This window comes from Rhizobium sp. M10 (assembly GCF_002531955.1).
Taxonomy (GTDB): domain Bacteria; phylum Pseudomonadota; class Alphaproteobacteria; order Rhizobiales; family Rhizobiaceae; genus Rhizobium; species Rhizobium etli_C.
In genome coordinates this window covers 156,324-173,191 of the sequence record NZ_NWTA01000019.1, presented here as the reverse complement: position 1 = coordinate 173,191, position 16,868 = coordinate 156,324, and the positions used below count along the sequence as shown (strand labels likewise).

The following is a 16,868-nucleotide window of genomic DNA, read 5'->3' as shown; positions in this document are numbered from 1 at the left end:
CCACGCCCATATCCACCACCGCACCTTCATCAACGGCAACCGCACCGTCGTCTTCCCGGCAAGCCCCGGGAGCTACGCCTCCGAACGCATGGGCTGAGGCTGGTCAAGACCCGCATCTCTTTTGCTGGCAAACGACAATCAGCCGTTGCCTGCCGGCAGCAAGTATTTGATTATCTCGTTCAACGGGTAATCGAATCATGCTGCGGGAGGGGGTGTCATGACCGACGAGGCGCTTGTTGATCGCATGGCGCTGCCGCGTCCCGACGTCACCGTCGCGGACGCGGAAGAGATCCTGCTTGATCATTACGGCCTGTCCGGCACGCTTGCCGAACTCGGCAGCCAGCAGGATCGAAACTACCGCGTCGACAGCGATCGCGGCCGTTATGTGCTGAAGATTTGCCATGCCGCCTACGAGACCCGCGAACTCGAAGCGCAGAACGCGGCGATCCATCACCTGAAAGGCAAGGCAGACGCGCCGCGTGTTCCGAACGTCGTCGCCACGAATGACGGGCGAGAAATCCTTGTCCTCACCGTGCGTGGGCAGGGCTACCAGGTCCGGCTGCTGGAATATCTCGAAGGCCAGGGACTGACGGAGATCAGGTATCTGGCGCCCGCTTCCGTTGCGGCGCTTGGCGCTCTCTGCGCGAGGCTGGCGCAGGCGCTTGCCGATTTCGACCATCCGGGCCTCGACCGCAGCCTGCAATGGGATCTGCGGCGCGCCGGGCCGGTCGCCGTGCAGCTGCTTTCCGCCATCACCGACAGCGCTGCCCGCGACCGGATCGCCAAGACCATGGTGCTGGCCGTTCGCCGCATCCAGCCCCTGGCGCCGTCGCTCCGGCTGCAGGCTGTCCATCACGATGTCACCGGCGACAATGTCGTCGGCCACCGCGACGCACGCGGCCATACGATCCCCGACGGGGTGATCGATTTCGGCGACATCATCCGCGGCTGGCTGGTCGGCGATCTCGCCGTCACCTGCGCCTCGTTGCTGCATCAGGCAAATGGCGATCCCTTTCATATCCTGCCTGCCGTCACCGCCTATCAGGCGATCTACCCGCTGAGCGACGACGAACTGAAGGCGCTGTGGCCACTGATCGTCGCCCGCGCGGTCATCCTCGTCGCCAGCAGCGAGCAGCAGATTTCAATCGATCCCGACAATGATTACGTCCGCGGCAATCTCGAGCGCGAGCGGGCGATCTTCGATACGGCAATGTCGGTTCCGTTCGAGCTCATGGAAGCCGCCATCCTCAAGGCAGCAGGCGCGGACGTCGCCGCTGCGCAAACATCGGAATGGCTGCCGCTGCTGCCTGACATCGATCCCGCCGCGATCGCCTATATCGACCTTGGCGTGCGAAGCCCGCATTTTTCCGCCGGCAACTGGCTGAATGCCGATATGGATTGGCGGCTGCTGGCCCGGGCTGCAGCCGAAAACGGTACGGCGGCAACGCGCTACGGCGAATATCGGCTCTCCCGCGCCGCCCTCGGAAACACCAAGGGACAGGCGACCTATGCCCTGCATGTCGACATATGCCTTGCTGCGGGAAGCACGATCACAGCACCCTTTGCCGGCCGCATCGGCTGGAAGGACCAGCATCTGACCCTGACCTCCGAGACGATGACCCTGCACCTCGACGGGCTTACCCCTTCAATCGAGGGTGGGGTCGAGGATGGCGCCGTGCTTGCCGCCGGCGATCCGCTGGGTTCGGTTTCCGGAGAGGCGTCATCGCTCGGCGGGCTGCGCCTCCAGCTCTGCACCGTCGCCGGCCTCGAACCGCCGCTCTTTGCCACACCGCGGGAGGCGGCCGCCTGGTCGGTGCTCTGCCCTTCGCCATCGCCCCTTCTCGACCGGCAAGCGGATGCGCCGCAACCAAAAACCGCCGGCCTGCTCGTCAGGCGGCAGGCGCATCTCGCAGACCCGCAGAAGCACTATTATGCCGCGCCGCCGCAGATCGAGCGCGGCTGGAGAGAGCATCTGTTCGATGTCGAGGGCCGCGCCTATCTCGACATGGTCAACAATGTCACGATTCTTGGCCACGGCCATCCCAAGCTGGCGGCGGCGATCAGCGCCCAATGGCTGCTGCTCAATACAAATTCGCGCTTCCATTATGCCGCGATCGCGGAATTTTCCGAACGGCTCGCCGCCCTTTCGCCGGAGGGGCTCGATACGGTCTTTCTGGTCAACAGCGGCTCGGAGGCGAACGATCTGGCGATCCGGCTGGCGCAAGCCCATAGCGGCGCGCGCAATATGCTTTGCCTGCTCGAAGCCTATCACGGCTGGTCGGCGGCGAGTGACGCCGTCTCCACCTCGATCGCCGACAATCCGCAGGCGCTGACCACCCGGCCGGACTGGGTGCATGCGGTCGTTTCGCCGAATACCTATCGCGGCGCGTTTCGCGGGCCCGACACGGCAGCGAGCTATCTCAGCGCCGTCATGCCGATGCTGGAGACGATCGACGCCGGCGGCCAAGGCCTGGCCGGCTTCATCTGCGAATCAGTCTACGGCAATGCCGGCGGCATTCCGTTGCCGGATGGTTATCTCCGGGAGATCTACGGGCAGGTGCGGGCCCGCGGCGGCCTCTGCATCGCCGACGAGGTGCAGGTCGGTTACTCCAGACTCGGTCATTATTTCTGGGGTTTCGAACAACAAGGGGTCGTGCCCGATATCATCACCACCGCCAAGGGCATGGGCAACGGCCATCCGCTCGGCGCCGTCATCACCACACGCGAGATCGCGCAGTCACTGGAGACGGAAGGGCCCTTCTTTTCCTCCACCGGCGGCAGCCCGGTCAGCTGCGTCGCCGGCCTGGCGGTGCTCGACATCATGGCCGAGGAAAAGCTGCAGGAAAATGCCCGCACGGTCGGCGAACACCTGAAGGGGCGGCTTGCGGCGCTGATCGACCGCCACCCGATCGCCGGCGCCGTGCATGGCATGGGCCTCTATCTCGGCCTGGAATTCGTCCGCGACAGAACGACGCTGGAGCCGGCAAAAGAAGAGACGGCGGCGATCTGCGACCGGCTTCTCGATCTCGGCGTCATCATGCAGCCGACCGGCGATCACCAAAATGTGCTGAAGATCAAACCGCCGCTCTGCCTCAGCATCGAAAGCGCCGATTTCTTCGCCGACATGCTGGAAAAGGTGCTCGACGAAGGCTGGTGAACGTAGCTCTTGCCGCCTTAACCAAAGCGGTCATTTCGAGGCATTTCGATTTTTGCCGACGTGGCCCATTGCCGGAATCAGCAAGGCTTCCTATCTCTGCTGCGGCGGTCGAAAGAGTTTCGATTCTGTCATCCGAATTTTACGAAAAGCTGATATGTTTCTTTCCGTAAGTTTGGGCAAGGCGGAATGATTTTTTTCGGATCGTCGATTTTTTGACACGTTTCGGAATATGTTTCTGACAGGCTCTCGGGTAATCTCTACCAAGTTAGTAGATTATAGCAGATAGCCATCACCGGCCCCGGGCTCTTCCGGGACCACTCAAGCGCAACGCCAACGCAAGGAACGAGACATGACAGATATCGATATTCTCGCCGATCTCCTTGGGCGATCTGTGCTTGGCAATGACCGTCCGGGCGCCCTCTCCCGCCCGAACTGTCGAATGTGACGTTCGTCCTCCTTTCAACGGTACCAGACAAGTCAATTCGCCATGGCTGCGCATGTCGCGCGGCAGGAGTTCTATCCATGAAGAAGCAAGTTATCGAATATGCCGGCGTTCCCGTCGGAATCGTCATTCCCGACGAAGACCGGCTGAAGTTCATCGCCGTGAAATATCATGTCCACGACCTCGACGAGCAGCGGTTCGGCTCGCCCGACGAGGTGCGGCTGGCCATCCATGACCTGATGACCCGCCGTCATCCGAAGCCGGTTCATGCCTGAGGGCATGCGGCCGCTGCCGAGTTTGGCAGCCTTCCTGTTGTGACCGGTCCTTAGGGGCCGGTCTTGTTTTTTGAGGACAATTGCAGTCCTATCGGCGGCCTTTCGTGCACAAGGATCCGCCCTTGCCTGACCTTCTCAACCTGATCACCGATATTGACGGCGTCGCCGTCGGCCATGCGACCGATCTCGCCCTCGGTTCCGGCGTCACGGCCATCGTCTTCGACGAGCCGGCCATCGCATCCGGCACGGTGCTCGGCGGCGCGCCGGGCGGTCGCGACACCGGCCTGCTCGACCCGTCGATGACCGTCAGCGCCGTGGACGCCTTCGTGCTTTCCGGCGGCTCGGCGTTCGGGCTTGATGCCGCCGGTGGCGTGCAGGCGGGATTGCGCGAGATCGGCCGCGGTTTTGCGGTTGGTTCGGTGCGCATCCCGATCGTGCCACAGGCGATCCTGATGGACCTGTTGAACGGCGGCGATAAGGATTGGGGGCTGCATTCACCCTATCGCGACATGGGTTATGCGGCGTTGAAGGCGGCCGCCAAGGGCGTATTCGCGCTCGGCACCGCCGGCGCCGGGACGGGGGCGACGACGGCCACCGTCAAGGGCGGGCTCGGCTCGGCCAGCGCCGTCAGCAGTGCCGGGCACCGCATCGCAGCGATCGTCGCCGTCAACGCGCTCGGCTCGGCAACGATCGGCGACGGGCCGCATTTCTGGGCAGCACCCTTCGAGAAGGACGGCGAATTCGGCGGGCTCGGCATGCCTGTCGTGACCGACCACCGGATGCGGCTCAAGGGGATGAACACCCCGGCAACGACGATCGGAGCGGTGGTGACCGACGCGCAGCTGACGAAGGCGGAGGCGCATCGGCTTTCGCTTGCCGGCCATGACGGCTTCGCCCGGGCGCTTTTGCCGGCGCATCTGCCGCTCGACGGCGACACCGTCTTTGCCGCTTCGACCGGCAGGCATCGACGAGACGACATGGCAAGCCTGATGGAGCTTTGCCACCTCGCCACCATCGTGATGGCGCGGGCGATCGCCCGCGGCGTCTACGAGGCGAGCGCCCTTCCGGCCGAAGGCGCGCAGAAGGCGTGGCGCGACCGCTATCCTGACGGTCATTGATTGCATAAACATGTCTCGCAAAACTGTGCAGTGTTTGCGTCAAAGACATGCGGACAACAAAGACCGGAAGCGGCAGGCAGATCTGAAAGATCGCGGCACGCCTTATGGTCGCAACCTGGTGGAATGGGCATGATGAATAAGGTTTCGTTTGCGCCTTCGGGACGTTTCGTCCGGCGGCTTTCCCTTGGCGCTGCGCTTTCGGCCGGTCTGATGATGACGGCGATGACGCCGGCGGAAGCGGCGAAAACCACCCTCAACCTTGGCATGAGCGTCGAGCCGACCGGGCTCGACCCGACGATCGCAGCCCCCGTCGCAATCGGCCAGGTCACCTGGCAGAACGTGTTCGAGGGGCTGGTGAGGATCGACCAGGCCGGCAAGGTCCAGCCGCAGCTGGCCAAAAGCTGGGAAGTCTCGCCCGATGGCCTGACCTATACGTTCAAGCTGCAGACCGGCGTCAAATTCCACGACGGCGAGGCCTTCGATGCCGCCAGCGCCAAGTTTTCGCTCGACCGCGCCCGCGGCGCGGATTCGGTCAATCCGCAGAAGCGTTTCTTCGCCTCGATCGCCTCGATCGAAACGCCCGATGCCGAAACGCTGGTGCTGCATCTCTCAGCGCCGACCGGCAGCCTGATCTATTGGCTCGGCTGGCCGGCCTCTGTCATGGTCGCGCCGAAGACGGCGGCCGACGACAAGACGACACCGATCGGCACCGGTCCCTTCAAATTCGACGGTTGGGCGAAGGGCGACAAGGTCGAACTCGCCAGAAATGCCGACTACTGGAACAAGGATGCCGCCGCCAAGCTCGACAAGGTGACCTTCCGCTTCATCGCCGATCCACAGGCGCAGGCGGCCGCGCTGAAATCGGGCGATCTCGATGCCTTTCCGGAATTTGCCGCACCCGAGCTGATGAGCTCGTTCGACGGCGATGCGAGGCTCGTCACCAGGATCGGCAATACCGAGCTCAAGGTCGTCGCCGGCATGAACAATGCCAGGAAGCCGTTCGACGACAAGCGCGTGCGCCAGGCGCTGATGATGGCGATCGACCGCAAGACGGTGATCGACGGCGCGTGGTCGGGCCTCGGCACGCCGATCGGCAGCCATTACACGCCGAACGATCCGGGCTATCAGGACATGACCGGCGTGCTGCCCTATGACGTCGAGAAGGCCAAGGCGCTGCTGGCCGAAGCCGGCTATCCCAACGGCTTCACCTTCACGATCAAATCGCCGCAGATGGCTTATGCGCCGCGCAGCGCTCAGGTGATGCAGGCGATGTTTGCCGAGATCGGCGTGACGATGAATATCGAGCCCACCGAGTTTCCGGCGAAATGGGTCCAGGACATCATGAAGGACCGCAACTTCGACATGACGATCGTTGCCCATGCCGAACCGCTCGACATCGACATCTATGCCCGCGATCCCTATTATTTCAACTACAAGAACCCTGATTTCAACGCGCTGATGAAGAAGGTCCAGGAGACGGCCGATCCCACCGCGCAGAACGCGATCTATGCGCAAGCACAGAAGATCCTCGCCGAGGACGTGCCGGCGCTCTACCTCTTCGTCATGCCGAAACTCGGCGTCTGGGACAGGAAGCTGAAAGGACTGTGGGAGAACGAGCCGATCCCTTCCAACGTGCTGTCCGGGGTTTCCTGGGAGGAGTGAGGCGGCGGGCCGGGTGGTGACGCAATAAAGGGGATGGCCTTGGACAGATCCGACATGTATTTGGCCGATACAGCGTGCAGCCCTTCCCCTGGCTCGCCAACTCCATTCAGATGGGGCCGACATGGTTTGATTTCGCTGGAGGGCTCCTTCCACCCGCCCCGCCCTCCGTCATGCTCGGCCTTGAGCCGAGCATCCACACGGCACCCACCAACAGCCGCGACATGGATCCTCGGCTCAAGGCCGAGGATGACAGAGAGTGGGGTTGAACTTCTCGCCAAATCCAACGCCAGCCCATGGGAGAGCCGCCGTGCCATCTCGGCAGCGTGGCCCACATGATCGCCCTCCTTGCCCGCCGCTTCGCCGGCCTTGTCATCACGCTTCTCATCGTCTCACTGCTGATCTTCACCGTCATGGATCTCCTGCCCGGCGATCCCGCTTCGATCATGCTCGGCACCTCGGCAAGCCCGGAGACCTTAGCGGCGCTGCGCCATGATCTCGGACTCGACCAGCCGCTCATCCTGCGTTACGGGCAATGGTTGGCGGGCGTATTGTCAGGCGATCTCGGCCAATCCTACACCTATGGTGTTCCGGTCGCGGGATTGATCGTCGAGCGGCTGGCGGTGACGCTGCCGCTGGCGTTGATGGCGATCGCACTTTCGGTGGCGATCGCCCTGCCGCTCGGCGTGCTGGCCGCCTCGCGCCGCGGTCGTGTCTTCGATATCGCCGCAGCGCTGTTTTCACAGATCAGCATCGCCATGCCGGCTTTCTGGGTGGCCCTGCTGCTGATCATTCTGTTTTCGACGATGCTCAGACTGATGCCGGCCGGCGGTTTCCCGGGCTGGGGCGCCGGTCTTCTGCCGGCATTGCAGGCGCTTGTTCTACCGGCGGTCGCACTGGCAATGCCGCAGGCGGGCGTGTTGACGCGGGTGGCGCGTTCGGCCGTGCTCGAGACGATGCATGAGGATTTTGCCCGCACCGCGGTGGCCAAAGGGCTTTCGCGCAGCGCCGTGTTATGGCGGCACGTCGTGCCGAACGCACTGATCCCGATCCTCACCATGATCGGGCTGCAGTTCACCTTTCTCGTCGCCGGCGCGGTGCTGGTGGAAAACGTCTTCAACCTGCCCGGCCTCGGGCGCCTTGCGCTGCAGGCGCTTTCCCAGCGCGACATCATCGTCATGCAGGATGTCGTGCTGTTCTTCGCCGCCCTTGTCGTCGTGGTGAATTTCATCGTCGATCTCTCCTATCTAGCGATCGATCCCAGGATGAGAAAGGCGGCCTGACAGATGGCACGGATCACATTCACGGCCATCGCCCGCCGTCGTCCGGCACCTAGACTTAGCCGGCGAAAGAACCTGATCTCGGGTGCTGTCATCGTCGGCCTGCTGATCGCCGTTGCGCTGCTGTCGCTCGTCTGGACGCCGCTGCCGCCGGCAAAGATGCAGATCGTCCACAAACTGCAGCCGCCGCTCGCCTTCGGCCTGCTCGGCACCGACCAGTTCGGCCGCGACGTGCTGTCGATGCTGATGGCGGGATGCTGGAATTCGCTGTCGATCGCCATCAGCGCGGTTGCGATCGGCGGGACGCTCGGTTCGATCGCCGGCGTTTCGGCGGCGGCGATCCGCGGCCCGTTCGAAGCGCTGCTGATGCGCATCTGCGACGTCATTTTTGCCTTGCCGCCAATCCTGTCGGCGATGGTGCTCGGCGCCTTTCTCGGGCCGGGCCGGTTCACCGCGATCGCCGCGATCGCCGTCTTCATGATCCCGGTCTTTGCCAGGGTGACGCTTGCGACCTCGCTGCAGGCCTGGAGCCGGGATTATGTGACGGCGGCGCGCGCGATCGGCAATACGCGCCTGACCATTTCGCTGCGCCATGTGCTGCCGAATATCATCAGCCAGATCATCGTGCATGGGGCGATCCAGCTCGGGCTGGCGATCCTGACCGAAGCCGGTCTCAGCTTTCTCGGACTCGGCATGGCACCGCCGGCGCCGACATGGGGCCGGATGCTCGCCGATGCGCAAACCTATCTGGCGCTGGCCCCCTGGCTGGCGATCCTGCCGGGCCTTGCCATCGCGCTTGCTGTCCTCGGCTTCAACGTGCTCGGCGACGGCTTGCGCGACCTTCTCGATCCACGCGAGGCAAGCCGCTGATGTCCTCCCGAGACAAAAAGCCCAGGACCGAGGCCATGAGCGACACCCATCTGACCATCCGCGAGCTCAGACGGCGCTTCGCCGATAAAAGCCTTTCGCCGCTGGAATACTGGCTCGCGCTCGAAGACCATATCGCCGCCTGGGAGCCGTCGATTTCAGCGCTCTACCTCTACGATCCGGAAGCGGCGCGTGCGCAGGCGAAAGCATCGACGGCGCGGTGGGCGAAGGGACGGCCGCTCGGCGCGCTCGACGGCATTCCGGTGACGCTGAAGGAATTGATCGCCACGAAGGGCCAGCCGGTGCCGTTCGGCACCAAGGCGGTGGAGTTGAAACCGGCGGAAGCCGATGCGCCGGCCGCCGCCCGGCTGCGCGAGGATGGCGCAGTGATCTTCGCCAAGACCACCTGCCCCGATTACGGCATGCTTTCCTCCGGCCTTTCGAGCTTCCATGCCCTCAGCCGTAATCCCTGGAACATCACACAGAATCCCGGCGGATCGAGCGCCGGCGCTGCCGGCGCGGCGGCGGCCGGCTACGGGCCGCTGCATATCGGCACGGATATCGGCGGCTCGGTGCGCCTGCCTGCCGGCTGGACCGGCATCTTCGGCTACAAGCCGAGCCATGGGCGCATCCCGGCCGATCCCTATTATGTCGGGCGCTGCCTCGGCCCGATGACGCGCAGGGTCGAGGATGCGGCCTTTTCCATGGCGACGCTGTCACGGCCGGACTGGCGCGACGGCACCAGCCTGCCGCCGAACGATTTCAACTGGATGGATCTCGAGATCGACATGTCAGGCATGAAGATCGGCCTGATGCTCGATGCCGGCTGCGGGCTTGCGGTGGATGACGAAATCACGGGCGCGGTCGAAGCGGCGGCAAAAGGTTTCGAGAAGGCCGGCGCCACCATCATATCCGTCCAACCGGTGCTGACGCGCGCCATGCTTGACGGGCTCGACAGCTTCTGGCGCGCCCGCCTCTGGAGCGATATCGCAGGCCTGGACGAAGAGCGGCGCGACAGTATCCTGCCCTATATAGGCGATTGGGCGAAGGCCGGCGCCGATGTCAGCGGCGTCGATGCGGTCAGAGGCTTCAACCAGACGATCGAAATGCGCAGGAGCTGCGGACAGCTGTTCACCACGATCGACGCGCTGCTCTCGCCGACCAACCCGATCATTTCCTATCCGGCCGAATGGGCATCGCCGACCAACGATCCGGCAAGGCCGTTCGAACATATCGCCTTCACCGTGCCATGGAACATGTCGGAACAGCCGGCCGCCTCGATCAATTGCGGCTTCTCCCGGTCGGGCATGCCGATCGGGCTGCAGATCGTCGGGCCACGCTTCGACGACATGCGGGTCCTCAGGCTGTCGAAAGCCTTCGAAGACTGGACGGGCGGCGTAAGCGCCTGGCCGCGGCCACCAGTCACTTGAACGGGCGGCGATAGCCGGTCGGCTGTTGGTAGAGCGAGCCTATGCGCTCGACGGCGGCCTCGAAATTCTCGCGCGCCACCGTCATGCTGTGACCATTGGCATGAAGGATGGTCTGCGGATCCTCGAAAATCGCCACATGGCCCTTCCAGAACACCAGGTCACCACGACGGATTTCGGAGCGGTCGATCGCTTCGCCGAGGCCGGCTGCCTGCATGTCGGTATCGCGCGGCGCCTGTCGGCCGGTCATCAGCATCGCAAGCTGGACGAGGCCGGAGCAATCGATGCCGAGACCGGAGCGCCCGCCCCAGAGATAGGGCGTCTCCAGGAATCGGGCGGCGATCTCGACATAATCGGCACCGTCGAGAGCGCCGATCGGCTGGACGTGCCTGGCGAAGATCGCGGTTCCATCCTCAAGCACGACATAATGATTGCCCCGCGCTTCCGCCTCGCCGGCGACGTGAACGCGGCTTCCCATCGAAAGCGTCGTCAGGTGCGGCTTGCGCAGTTCGGGCTCCGGGTAGAGGAAGGTGCGCGCGGCGGTGACGATATGGGTCGGTGCCGGGTCAATTTGCGAGAGCGCGTCTGCGGGGAGATAACCGACATAACCGTCCGAAGCGGCTTTCACCCAGCACCAGCCGTCGGCGCGATCGAAAACCGTCACCTGCTCGCCAAGGAGCAGCTCCGTATCAATGCCGCGCGCAAGCGCCGGCTCGGGGCGCAAGGCAATGACGGGAACGGCGACGCGCGCGGGGGCGCCTTCCACGAAGCGCGACGCCTCCACCTTGCCTTCGAGTTCTGCTTCCGCGAGATCGGGCCTATAGGCATGCAGGCGGCGGTCGAACATCGTCATTCCCATTCCTTTCAGATCGCCCGTTCAGATCGGCAGACGGCGGCCCTGCTCCCGGACGAGATCGCCGAGCTTTTCCAGGTAAAGCGCGCCGCCGACGGTGCGCTTGATGATGACGTTGCGCCGGTCGGCATCGTCGCGCACGCGATCGACCAGGCCCATCTCGCCCATCGTGTCCAGCGCGCGGGTGATGACCGGCTTGGTGACACCGAGCGTGGCGGCAAGCCCGCGCACGGTGTGGGGCGGCGGCACCAGATAAATATGCAGCAGGATCGCCATCTGGCGCAACGTCAAATCGCGATCGTCAAGGCGCACCTGATCGAGCGCCACGCCATGCCAGAGCCCCAGCGCCTGCGAGGCGGTCAGTTCGATCGGCACGGCCCCTCCGGAAAATCGTTACGCTAGCGTTTCATTTTCCGGCAGTTGCCATGGACATGCAAGGGCGGCCGGCAATTGCCGTCCGGCAGGGTGAATAAAATTTTAACGATCGCCCTCTGTCCAACGCCAGCGCGGTTTCGGCCGACGTGCCTTAGAACAGGATGATTTTAGGCCCATTGGCCTAAAATCTGAATCCTGTTCTAAATTAAAGAGTTAGAGCATGATGTCATCCGAAAACCGCTTACACTTTTCGGCATCATGCTCTAGCGCAGGCCGGTGCGGATATGATGAAAGAGCGCGCGGATCGCCTGGGCTTCGCCGCCGCCCGGCGAATGCGGCCGTTCAGACTGGGCCCATCCGTAAATATCGAAATGCGCCCAGCTCTTCGTCTTGCTGACGAAACGCTTGAGGAAGAGCGCAGCGGTGATCGATCCCGCCATGCCGCCGGCCGGCGCGTTGGTGAGATCGGCGAATTTGGCGCGGATATCCTTTTCGTAGCCGGGATAGAGCGGCAGGCGCCAGATCGGATCGTCCGTTTCCAGGCTCGCTTCGGTCAGGTCATGCGCCAGATTGGTGTCGTCGGTGAAGAAGGGCGGAAGATCCGGACCCAGCGCAACGCGAGCGGCACCGGTCAGCGTCGCCATGTCGATCAAGAGCTCGGGTCCCTCCTCGTCGGCATAGGCGAGCGCATCGGCCAGGATCAGGCGGCCTTCGGCGTCGGTATTGTCGATCTGGACGGTGAGGCCCTTGCGGCTGCGATAAATGTCGCCTGGGCGGAAGGCGTTGGAGGAGATCGCGTTTTCGACGACCGGGACGATGACACGCAGATCGACCTTCAGCTTGGCGTCCATGATCATCAGGGCGAGCCCCATGACGTTGGCGGCGCCGCCCATGTCCTTCTTCATCAGCAGCATCGAGGCAGCAGGCTTGATGTCGAGACCGCCAGTATCGAAGCAGACGCCCTTGCCGACGAGCGTCACCTTGCGATGGCCCTTCTTGCCCCAGCGCAGTTCGAGAAGGCGCGGCGCATCGGCGCTGGCGCGGCCGACGGTATGGACGAGCGGGAAGTTTTGCTCAAGCAGTGCCTCACCTGTTATCACCGATACTTCCGCCTTGTAATGCTGAGCCAGGCCGCGGAAGGCCGCCTCGAGCTGGTCCGGCCCCATGTCGTTTGTCGGCGTATTGATGAGATCGCGGGCGAGAAAGACGCCGGCGAGCTGGCGCTTGATGTCGGCGCCGTCGGCATCGCTCGGAATGAGCATTGTCGCAGCTGGAGATTTTTCCGATTTATAGCGGTCGAAACGGTAGCTGCCGAGCCCGAAGCCGAGGGCTAGGCGATTTGCCGTCAGCGGCGCGGTCTCGATGTGCCAGTCGCCGGCCGGCAGCGCACGCGCGAGTCTGCCGGCGATATAGGGCTGTTCGGACGGATTGGTGCCGAGGCCGAAAAGCGCGCCGCCGAGATGGCCTTCGGCGGTCGGGATCAGCAGCAGCGATCCGCTCTCTGCCTTGAACCCTGCCTTTTTCGCCCAGTCGAGGGCGATCGGATCGATTGTGCCGGTCTCGATATGGGCGGGTGTGACGGCAAAGATCGGCAGCGTCGAACCGCCCTTCGTGTTGAAGGGGGTCGGTCTTTCGATGAACTGATAGGGGGCCATGATTGTCCTTCGGCGGTCGTCAGGAATCACTCCTTAACGGTCTGTTAGGGTTAACAGACTATTGCTGGAGCGAAGATTGCGTCAAACCTTTCCCTGTTCCGCGTTCGAGGTCAGGCGCCGATTTCGGAATCAGGAACGCGTCATGCCTGCCTCGCTCACCACCATATCCACCAATCGCTTCCTGCAGGGCGTCGCGGCGTCGCTGATCGTCCTTGCGCTGGCGGGCTGCTCGACGACGACGAAGGACCGGATGACGACAGGCTCGGTGCCGAAACTCACCAAGCCGGTCGAAGAGATGGACGCGACCGAGCTGCGCTCGGCAACGGATCGGCTCGGCCAGGCCTATGACAAGAACCCGCGCGATCCCGTCACCGGCGTCAACTATGCCAATCTGCTGCGCATGAACGGCCGTGACGCGCAGGCACTCGCCGTCATGCAGCAGGTGGCGATCGCCAATCCCGGCGACCGCACCGTGCTGGCCGCCTATGGCAAGGCGCAAGCGGCAGCCGGACAGTTCCAGCAGGCGCTCGACACGATCGGCCGGGCCCAGACACCGGATCGTCCGGACTGGAGGCTGATCTCGGCCCAAGGCGCGATCCTCGATCAGATGGGCCGGGCAAGCGAGGCCAGGCAGCGCTACCGCGACGCGCTCGACATTCAGCCGAACGAACCGTCCATCCTCTCCAATCTCGGAATGTCCTACGTGCTGACCGGCGACCTGCGCACGGCCGAAACCTATCTGCGCTCGGCCGCCGGCCAACCAAACGCCGACAGCCGCGTCAGGCAGAACCTTGCCCTCGTCGTCGGCCTGCAGGGACGTTTCCCGGAAGCCGAGCAGATCGCGCGGCGCGAACTTTCGCCGCAGCAGGCCGATGCCAATGTCGCCTATCTCAGGGGCATGCTCTCGCAGCAGAACTCCTGGCAGAAGCTCGCCGCCAAGGACAAGACGCCGGGCGCGGCGGACGACAGCAATACCAACTAAACCGTGTTCAGCGGACGCTGATGCCCGAAAGGATGAGACGGAGACCGAGGCCGCCCATGACGGCGCCGGCGGCCCGGTCGATCCAGCCCTTGGCATGGAGATAGAGCCGCCGCGGATGGCGGGCCGAAAAAGCGAGCGCCACGATCGAATACCAGCCCGCCTCCACCGCAAAGACACCGAGCGGCAGCGCGAAGATGAGATCGAGCGGCACCGTCCTCGGCAAAAACGCGGCAAACAGGCTGGCATAGACGATGATGGTCTTCGGGTTGCTGAGCTGGGTCAGCAGCGCGGTCGCGAAACTGCGCATCGGCGCGCGGTGGCCATGGACGGCGTCGGAAACCTCGAGCGGCCGACCGGCGCCTTTCCAGATATTGACGGCGATATAGACGAGATAGGCGCCGCCTGCGACCTTCAGCAGGATATAGAGCCATCCGAATTGAGATAGCAGCGCCGTCAGCCCGGCGAGCGCCAGCACGGCAAACACCACACCACCGGCGCCCATGCCCAGCGCGGCCGCAAGTCCGTCCAGCCGCGACCGTGAAATGGCGATCCTGGAGACGACGACGAAGCTCGGGCCGGGGCTCATGGCGCCGACCACCAGGGCTGCCATGATGCTGATGAAAATGCCCTGAGAAGACATGTGAACCTCTCTTTCGGTATGGAAGGCGTCAGAGACGCACGGCCTCCGTGCAGCCGATCATCGTCCATCCCGTTTAGCAGCTATGCCGGCGCCCGTCACGGGCACGGACGACATATCGTCCGCGCACCCGTCAGAACTTGTCCGCCACCTGGATGCCGGCCGGGCCGAGAATGACGGCGATCAGCACCGGCAGGAAGAACAGAATCATCGGCACCGTCAGTTTCGGCGGCAGGGCGGCCGCCTTCTTTTCCGCCTCGTTCATGCGCTCGTCGCGCCCTTCCTGAGCGAGAACGCGCAGCGCTTGGGCGACCGGCGTGCCGTAGCGATCGGCCTGGATCAGCGCCTGGGTCACCGACCGCACCAGTTCGATCTGGGTGCGCGTGGCAAGGTTTTCCAGCGCCACCCGGCGATCCGGCAGGAAGGAAAGCTCTGCCGTCGTCAGGACCATCTCTTCGGCGAGCGGCGGCGACTGCTCGCCAAGTTCCTCCGACACGCGACGCATCGCCGCCTCGATCGAGATACCGGATTCGACGCAGATCAGCATCAGGTCCAACGCATCCGGCCAGGCGCGCTTGATCGAATGCTGACGCTTGCCCATGCGGTTGGAGATATAGATGTTGGGCGCGTAGAAACCGATATAGCCGATGCCGATGACGGCAAAGAGGCGGATAGGCATGCCCCTTTCGGCGAGGTTGCCGAGGCCGAAGACCCAGAAGGCGGCAAGCGCCAGGAAGAGGAAGGGCAGCAGGAAGCGCGCGACAAGGAAGGTATTCAGCGCATTCTCCGAGCGGAAACCGGCGGCACGCAGCTTGTTGACCGTATTTTCGTCGACCAGCGCCTGGCGCAGGTTGAACCGCTCGACGATCTGGCGGACCGAGCGATTGTTCTGGCTGCGGAGCGACGCCTTGCCGGCCGGATCGGTATTCATGCGGGCGCGTTCGCGGGCGCGGATCTGCTCGCGCTCGGTCGAAACAGCCTTCATGCGCTTGCTGAGATCGCCGCGCTCGAAAAAGGGGATGGCGATCGTGTAGAAAGTGGCGAAGACGGCGATCGCGACAAAGATGGCGATCAGCATGCCCGGATTGGTCAGCGTTGCGGCGAGGTCCTGCGACATGGTGCTTCCTTCCGCTAGATGTCAAAATTGACCATGTTGCGCATGACGAAGATGCCGATCGACATCCAGATCGCCGAGACACCCATGATGAAATGACCGCGCGGATCGGTAAAAAGGATCATCATGTAGTTCGGCGAGGTGAGGTAGACGAGGGTCGCGACGATGAAGGGCAGCGCGCCGATGATGACGGCCGACGCCTTGGCTTCCATCGACAGCGCCGACACCTTGGCCTTCATCTTCCGGCGCTCGCGTAGCACCTTGGAGAGGTTGCCGATCGCTTCCGACAGATTGCCGCCCGCCTGCGACTGGATGGCGATGACGATCGCGAAGAAGTTGACTTCCTGGAGCGGCATGTGGAGCGTCATGCGGGCGCAGGCGTCGGGAATGCTGAGGCCCACCTGCTGCGCCTCGATTACTCGCCGGAACTCGCTCTTGACCGGCTCGGTGCCTTCGGTTCCGATCAGCCGGATCGCATCGTTGAGCGGCAGACCTGACTTGATCGAGCGGGTGATGACGTCGAGTGCATTCGGGAGCTCGTTGAGGAATTTGTTCTGGCGGCGCTTGATCAGGAAGCCGAGAACCCAGCGCGGCAGGCCGAGACCGGCAACGACGGCAATGCCGATCATGACCATCCAAGATGCGCCGACGACGAAGGCCCCGAACAGCAGCACCGAGGCGAAGATGGCACTGATGAGATAGAATTTCCCCACGCTGATCGGCAGGCCGGCCTGCAACAGGCGGGATTTCATCGACAGGGTCTTACGGGTTTTTTCGTGCTGGCGTTTTTCCAGATCCTTCAGATTGTCCTGCACCGACTTGCGCCGCTTCGACAGTTCCTGCACGCGGTCGCGAGCAGCCTTGACCTTGACCCGGTCGACCTCTGCCGATTTCACACGATTGATGCGGCTTGCCGATTTCTTGTCGGCCTCGATCCGGGAAAACATCAGGGCATAGGCGACCGCCGCCGCGGAAACTGCAGCGAGGACGACGATTGCCAGGACTACCGGATCGAACCCGAACATCA

Annotated in this window: 14 protein-coding genes and 1 pseudogene; 9 read left to right on the top strand and 6 right to left on the bottom strand. The window is 63.6% G+C overall.

The window, feature by feature from the left end:
• From purU to CO671_RS25060, 8 genes and pseudogenes are all read left to right on the top strand, one after another.
• A pseudogene (gene purU, locus CO671_RS25095) lies at window positions 1-97 on the top strand (formyltetrahydrofolate deformylase); the annotation flags it as partial.
• A gap of 120 nt (window positions 98-217) precedes the next feature.
• Entirely contained in the window at window positions 218-3,157 is a 2,940-nt protein-coding gene (locus tag CO671_RS25090) for an aminotransferase (RefSeq protein WP_097608151.1), read from the top strand.
• Window positions 3,158-3,679: 522 nt separating this feature from the next.
• Window positions 3,680-3,874 carry a hypothetical protein gene (locus CO671_RS25085; protein WP_010033580.1) on the top strand — a complete coding sequence of 65 codons (195 nt, stop codon included), beginning with the start codon at window positions 3,680-3,682 and terminating at the stop codon, window positions 3,872-3,874.
• A 122-nt stretch (window positions 3,875-3,996) separates the two neighbouring features.
• Window positions 3,997-4,992 carry a P1 family peptidase gene (locus tag CO671_RS25080; protein WP_097608160.1) on the top strand — a complete coding sequence of 332 codons (996 nt, stop codon included), beginning with the start codon at window positions 3,997-3,999 and terminating at the stop codon, window positions 4,990-4,992.
• 132 nt (window positions 4,993-5,124) lie between these two features.
• Window positions 5,125-6,654 carry an ABC transporter substrate-binding protein gene (locus CO671_RS25075; RefSeq protein WP_170965048.1) on the top strand — a complete coding sequence of 510 codons (1,530 nt, stop codon included), beginning with the start codon at window positions 5,125-5,127 and terminating at the stop codon, window positions 6,652-6,654.
• A 332-nt stretch (window positions 6,655-6,986) separates the two neighbouring features.
• Window positions 6,987-7,934 (top strand): ABC transporter permease, encoded by a 948-nt coding sequence (locus CO671_RS25070; protein ID WP_097608150.1) that lies wholly within the window; start codon window positions 6,987-6,989, stop codon window positions 7,932-7,934.
• Between the two features lie 3 nt (window positions 7,935-7,937).
• Window positions 7,938-8,801 carry an ABC transporter permease gene (locus CO671_RS25065; RefSeq protein ID WP_097608149.1) on the top strand — a complete coding sequence of 288 codons (864 nt, stop codon included), beginning with the start codon at window positions 7,938-7,940 and terminating at the stop codon, window positions 8,799-8,801.
• Between the two features lie 35 nt (window positions 8,802-8,836).
• Window positions 8,837-10,228 carry an amidase gene (locus tag CO671_RS25060; protein WP_097608158.1) on the top strand — a complete coding sequence of 464 codons (1,392 nt, stop codon included), beginning with the start codon at window positions 8,837-8,839 and terminating at the stop codon, window positions 10,226-10,228.
• On the opposite strand, the gene CO671_RS25055 is transcribed toward CO671_RS25060, so the two are convergent.
• The 3 genes from CO671_RS25055 to CO671_RS25045 form a co-directional block, all read right to left on the bottom strand.
• Window positions 10,221-11,078, bottom strand: a complete 858-nt coding sequence (locus tag CO671_RS25055) for an NlpC/P60 family protein (protein ID WP_097608148.1) — start codon at window positions 11,076-11,078, stop codon at window positions 10,221-10,223. The two genes, CO671_RS25060 and CO671_RS25055, sit on opposite strands and share 8 nt — an antisense overlap.
• 24 nt (window positions 11,079-11,102) lie before the next feature.
• Window positions 11,103-11,453, bottom strand: coding sequence for a MarR family winged helix-turn-helix transcriptional regulator (locus CO671_RS25050; protein ID WP_010032039.1), 351 nt, complete (start codon window positions 11,451-11,453; stop codon window positions 11,103-11,105).
• 263 nt (window positions 11,454-11,716) lie between these two features.
• Window positions 11,717-13,108, bottom strand: a complete 1,392-nt coding sequence (locus CO671_RS25045; RefSeq protein ID WP_097608147.1) for a M17 family metallopeptidase — start codon at window positions 13,106-13,108, stop codon at window positions 11,717-11,719.
• A 142-nt stretch (window positions 13,109-13,250) separates the two neighbouring features.
• On the opposite strand from CO671_RS25045, the gene CO671_RS25040 reads away from it, so the two are divergent.
• Window positions 13,251-14,090: a tetratricopeptide repeat protein gene (locus CO671_RS25040; protein ID WP_097608146.1), complete on the top strand. Its 840-nt coding sequence runs from the start codon at window positions 13,251-13,253 to the stop codon at window positions 14,088-14,090.
• A gap of 7 nt (window positions 14,091-14,097) precedes the next feature.
• On the opposite strand, the gene CO671_RS25035 is transcribed toward CO671_RS25040, so the two are convergent.
• The 3 genes from CO671_RS25035 to CO671_RS25025 form a co-directional block, all read right to left on the bottom strand.
• Window positions 14,098-14,730 (bottom strand): LysE family translocator, encoded by a 633-nt coding sequence (locus CO671_RS25035; RefSeq protein WP_097608145.1) that lies wholly within the window; start codon window positions 14,728-14,730, stop codon window positions 14,098-14,100.
• Window positions 14,731-14,860: 130 nt separating this feature from the next.
• Window positions 14,861-15,844 carry a type II secretion system F family protein gene (locus tag CO671_RS25030; protein ID WP_097608144.1) on the bottom strand — a complete coding sequence of 328 codons (984 nt, stop codon included), beginning with the start codon at window positions 15,842-15,844 and terminating at the stop codon, window positions 14,861-14,863.
• 14 nt (window positions 15,845-15,858) lie between these two features.
• Window positions 15,859-16,866, bottom strand: a complete 1,008-nt coding sequence (locus tag CO671_RS25025) for a type II secretion system F family protein (RefSeq protein WP_097608143.1) — start codon at window positions 16,864-16,866, stop codon at window positions 15,859-15,861.
• Window positions 16,867-16,868 lie beyond the last annotated feature (2 nt).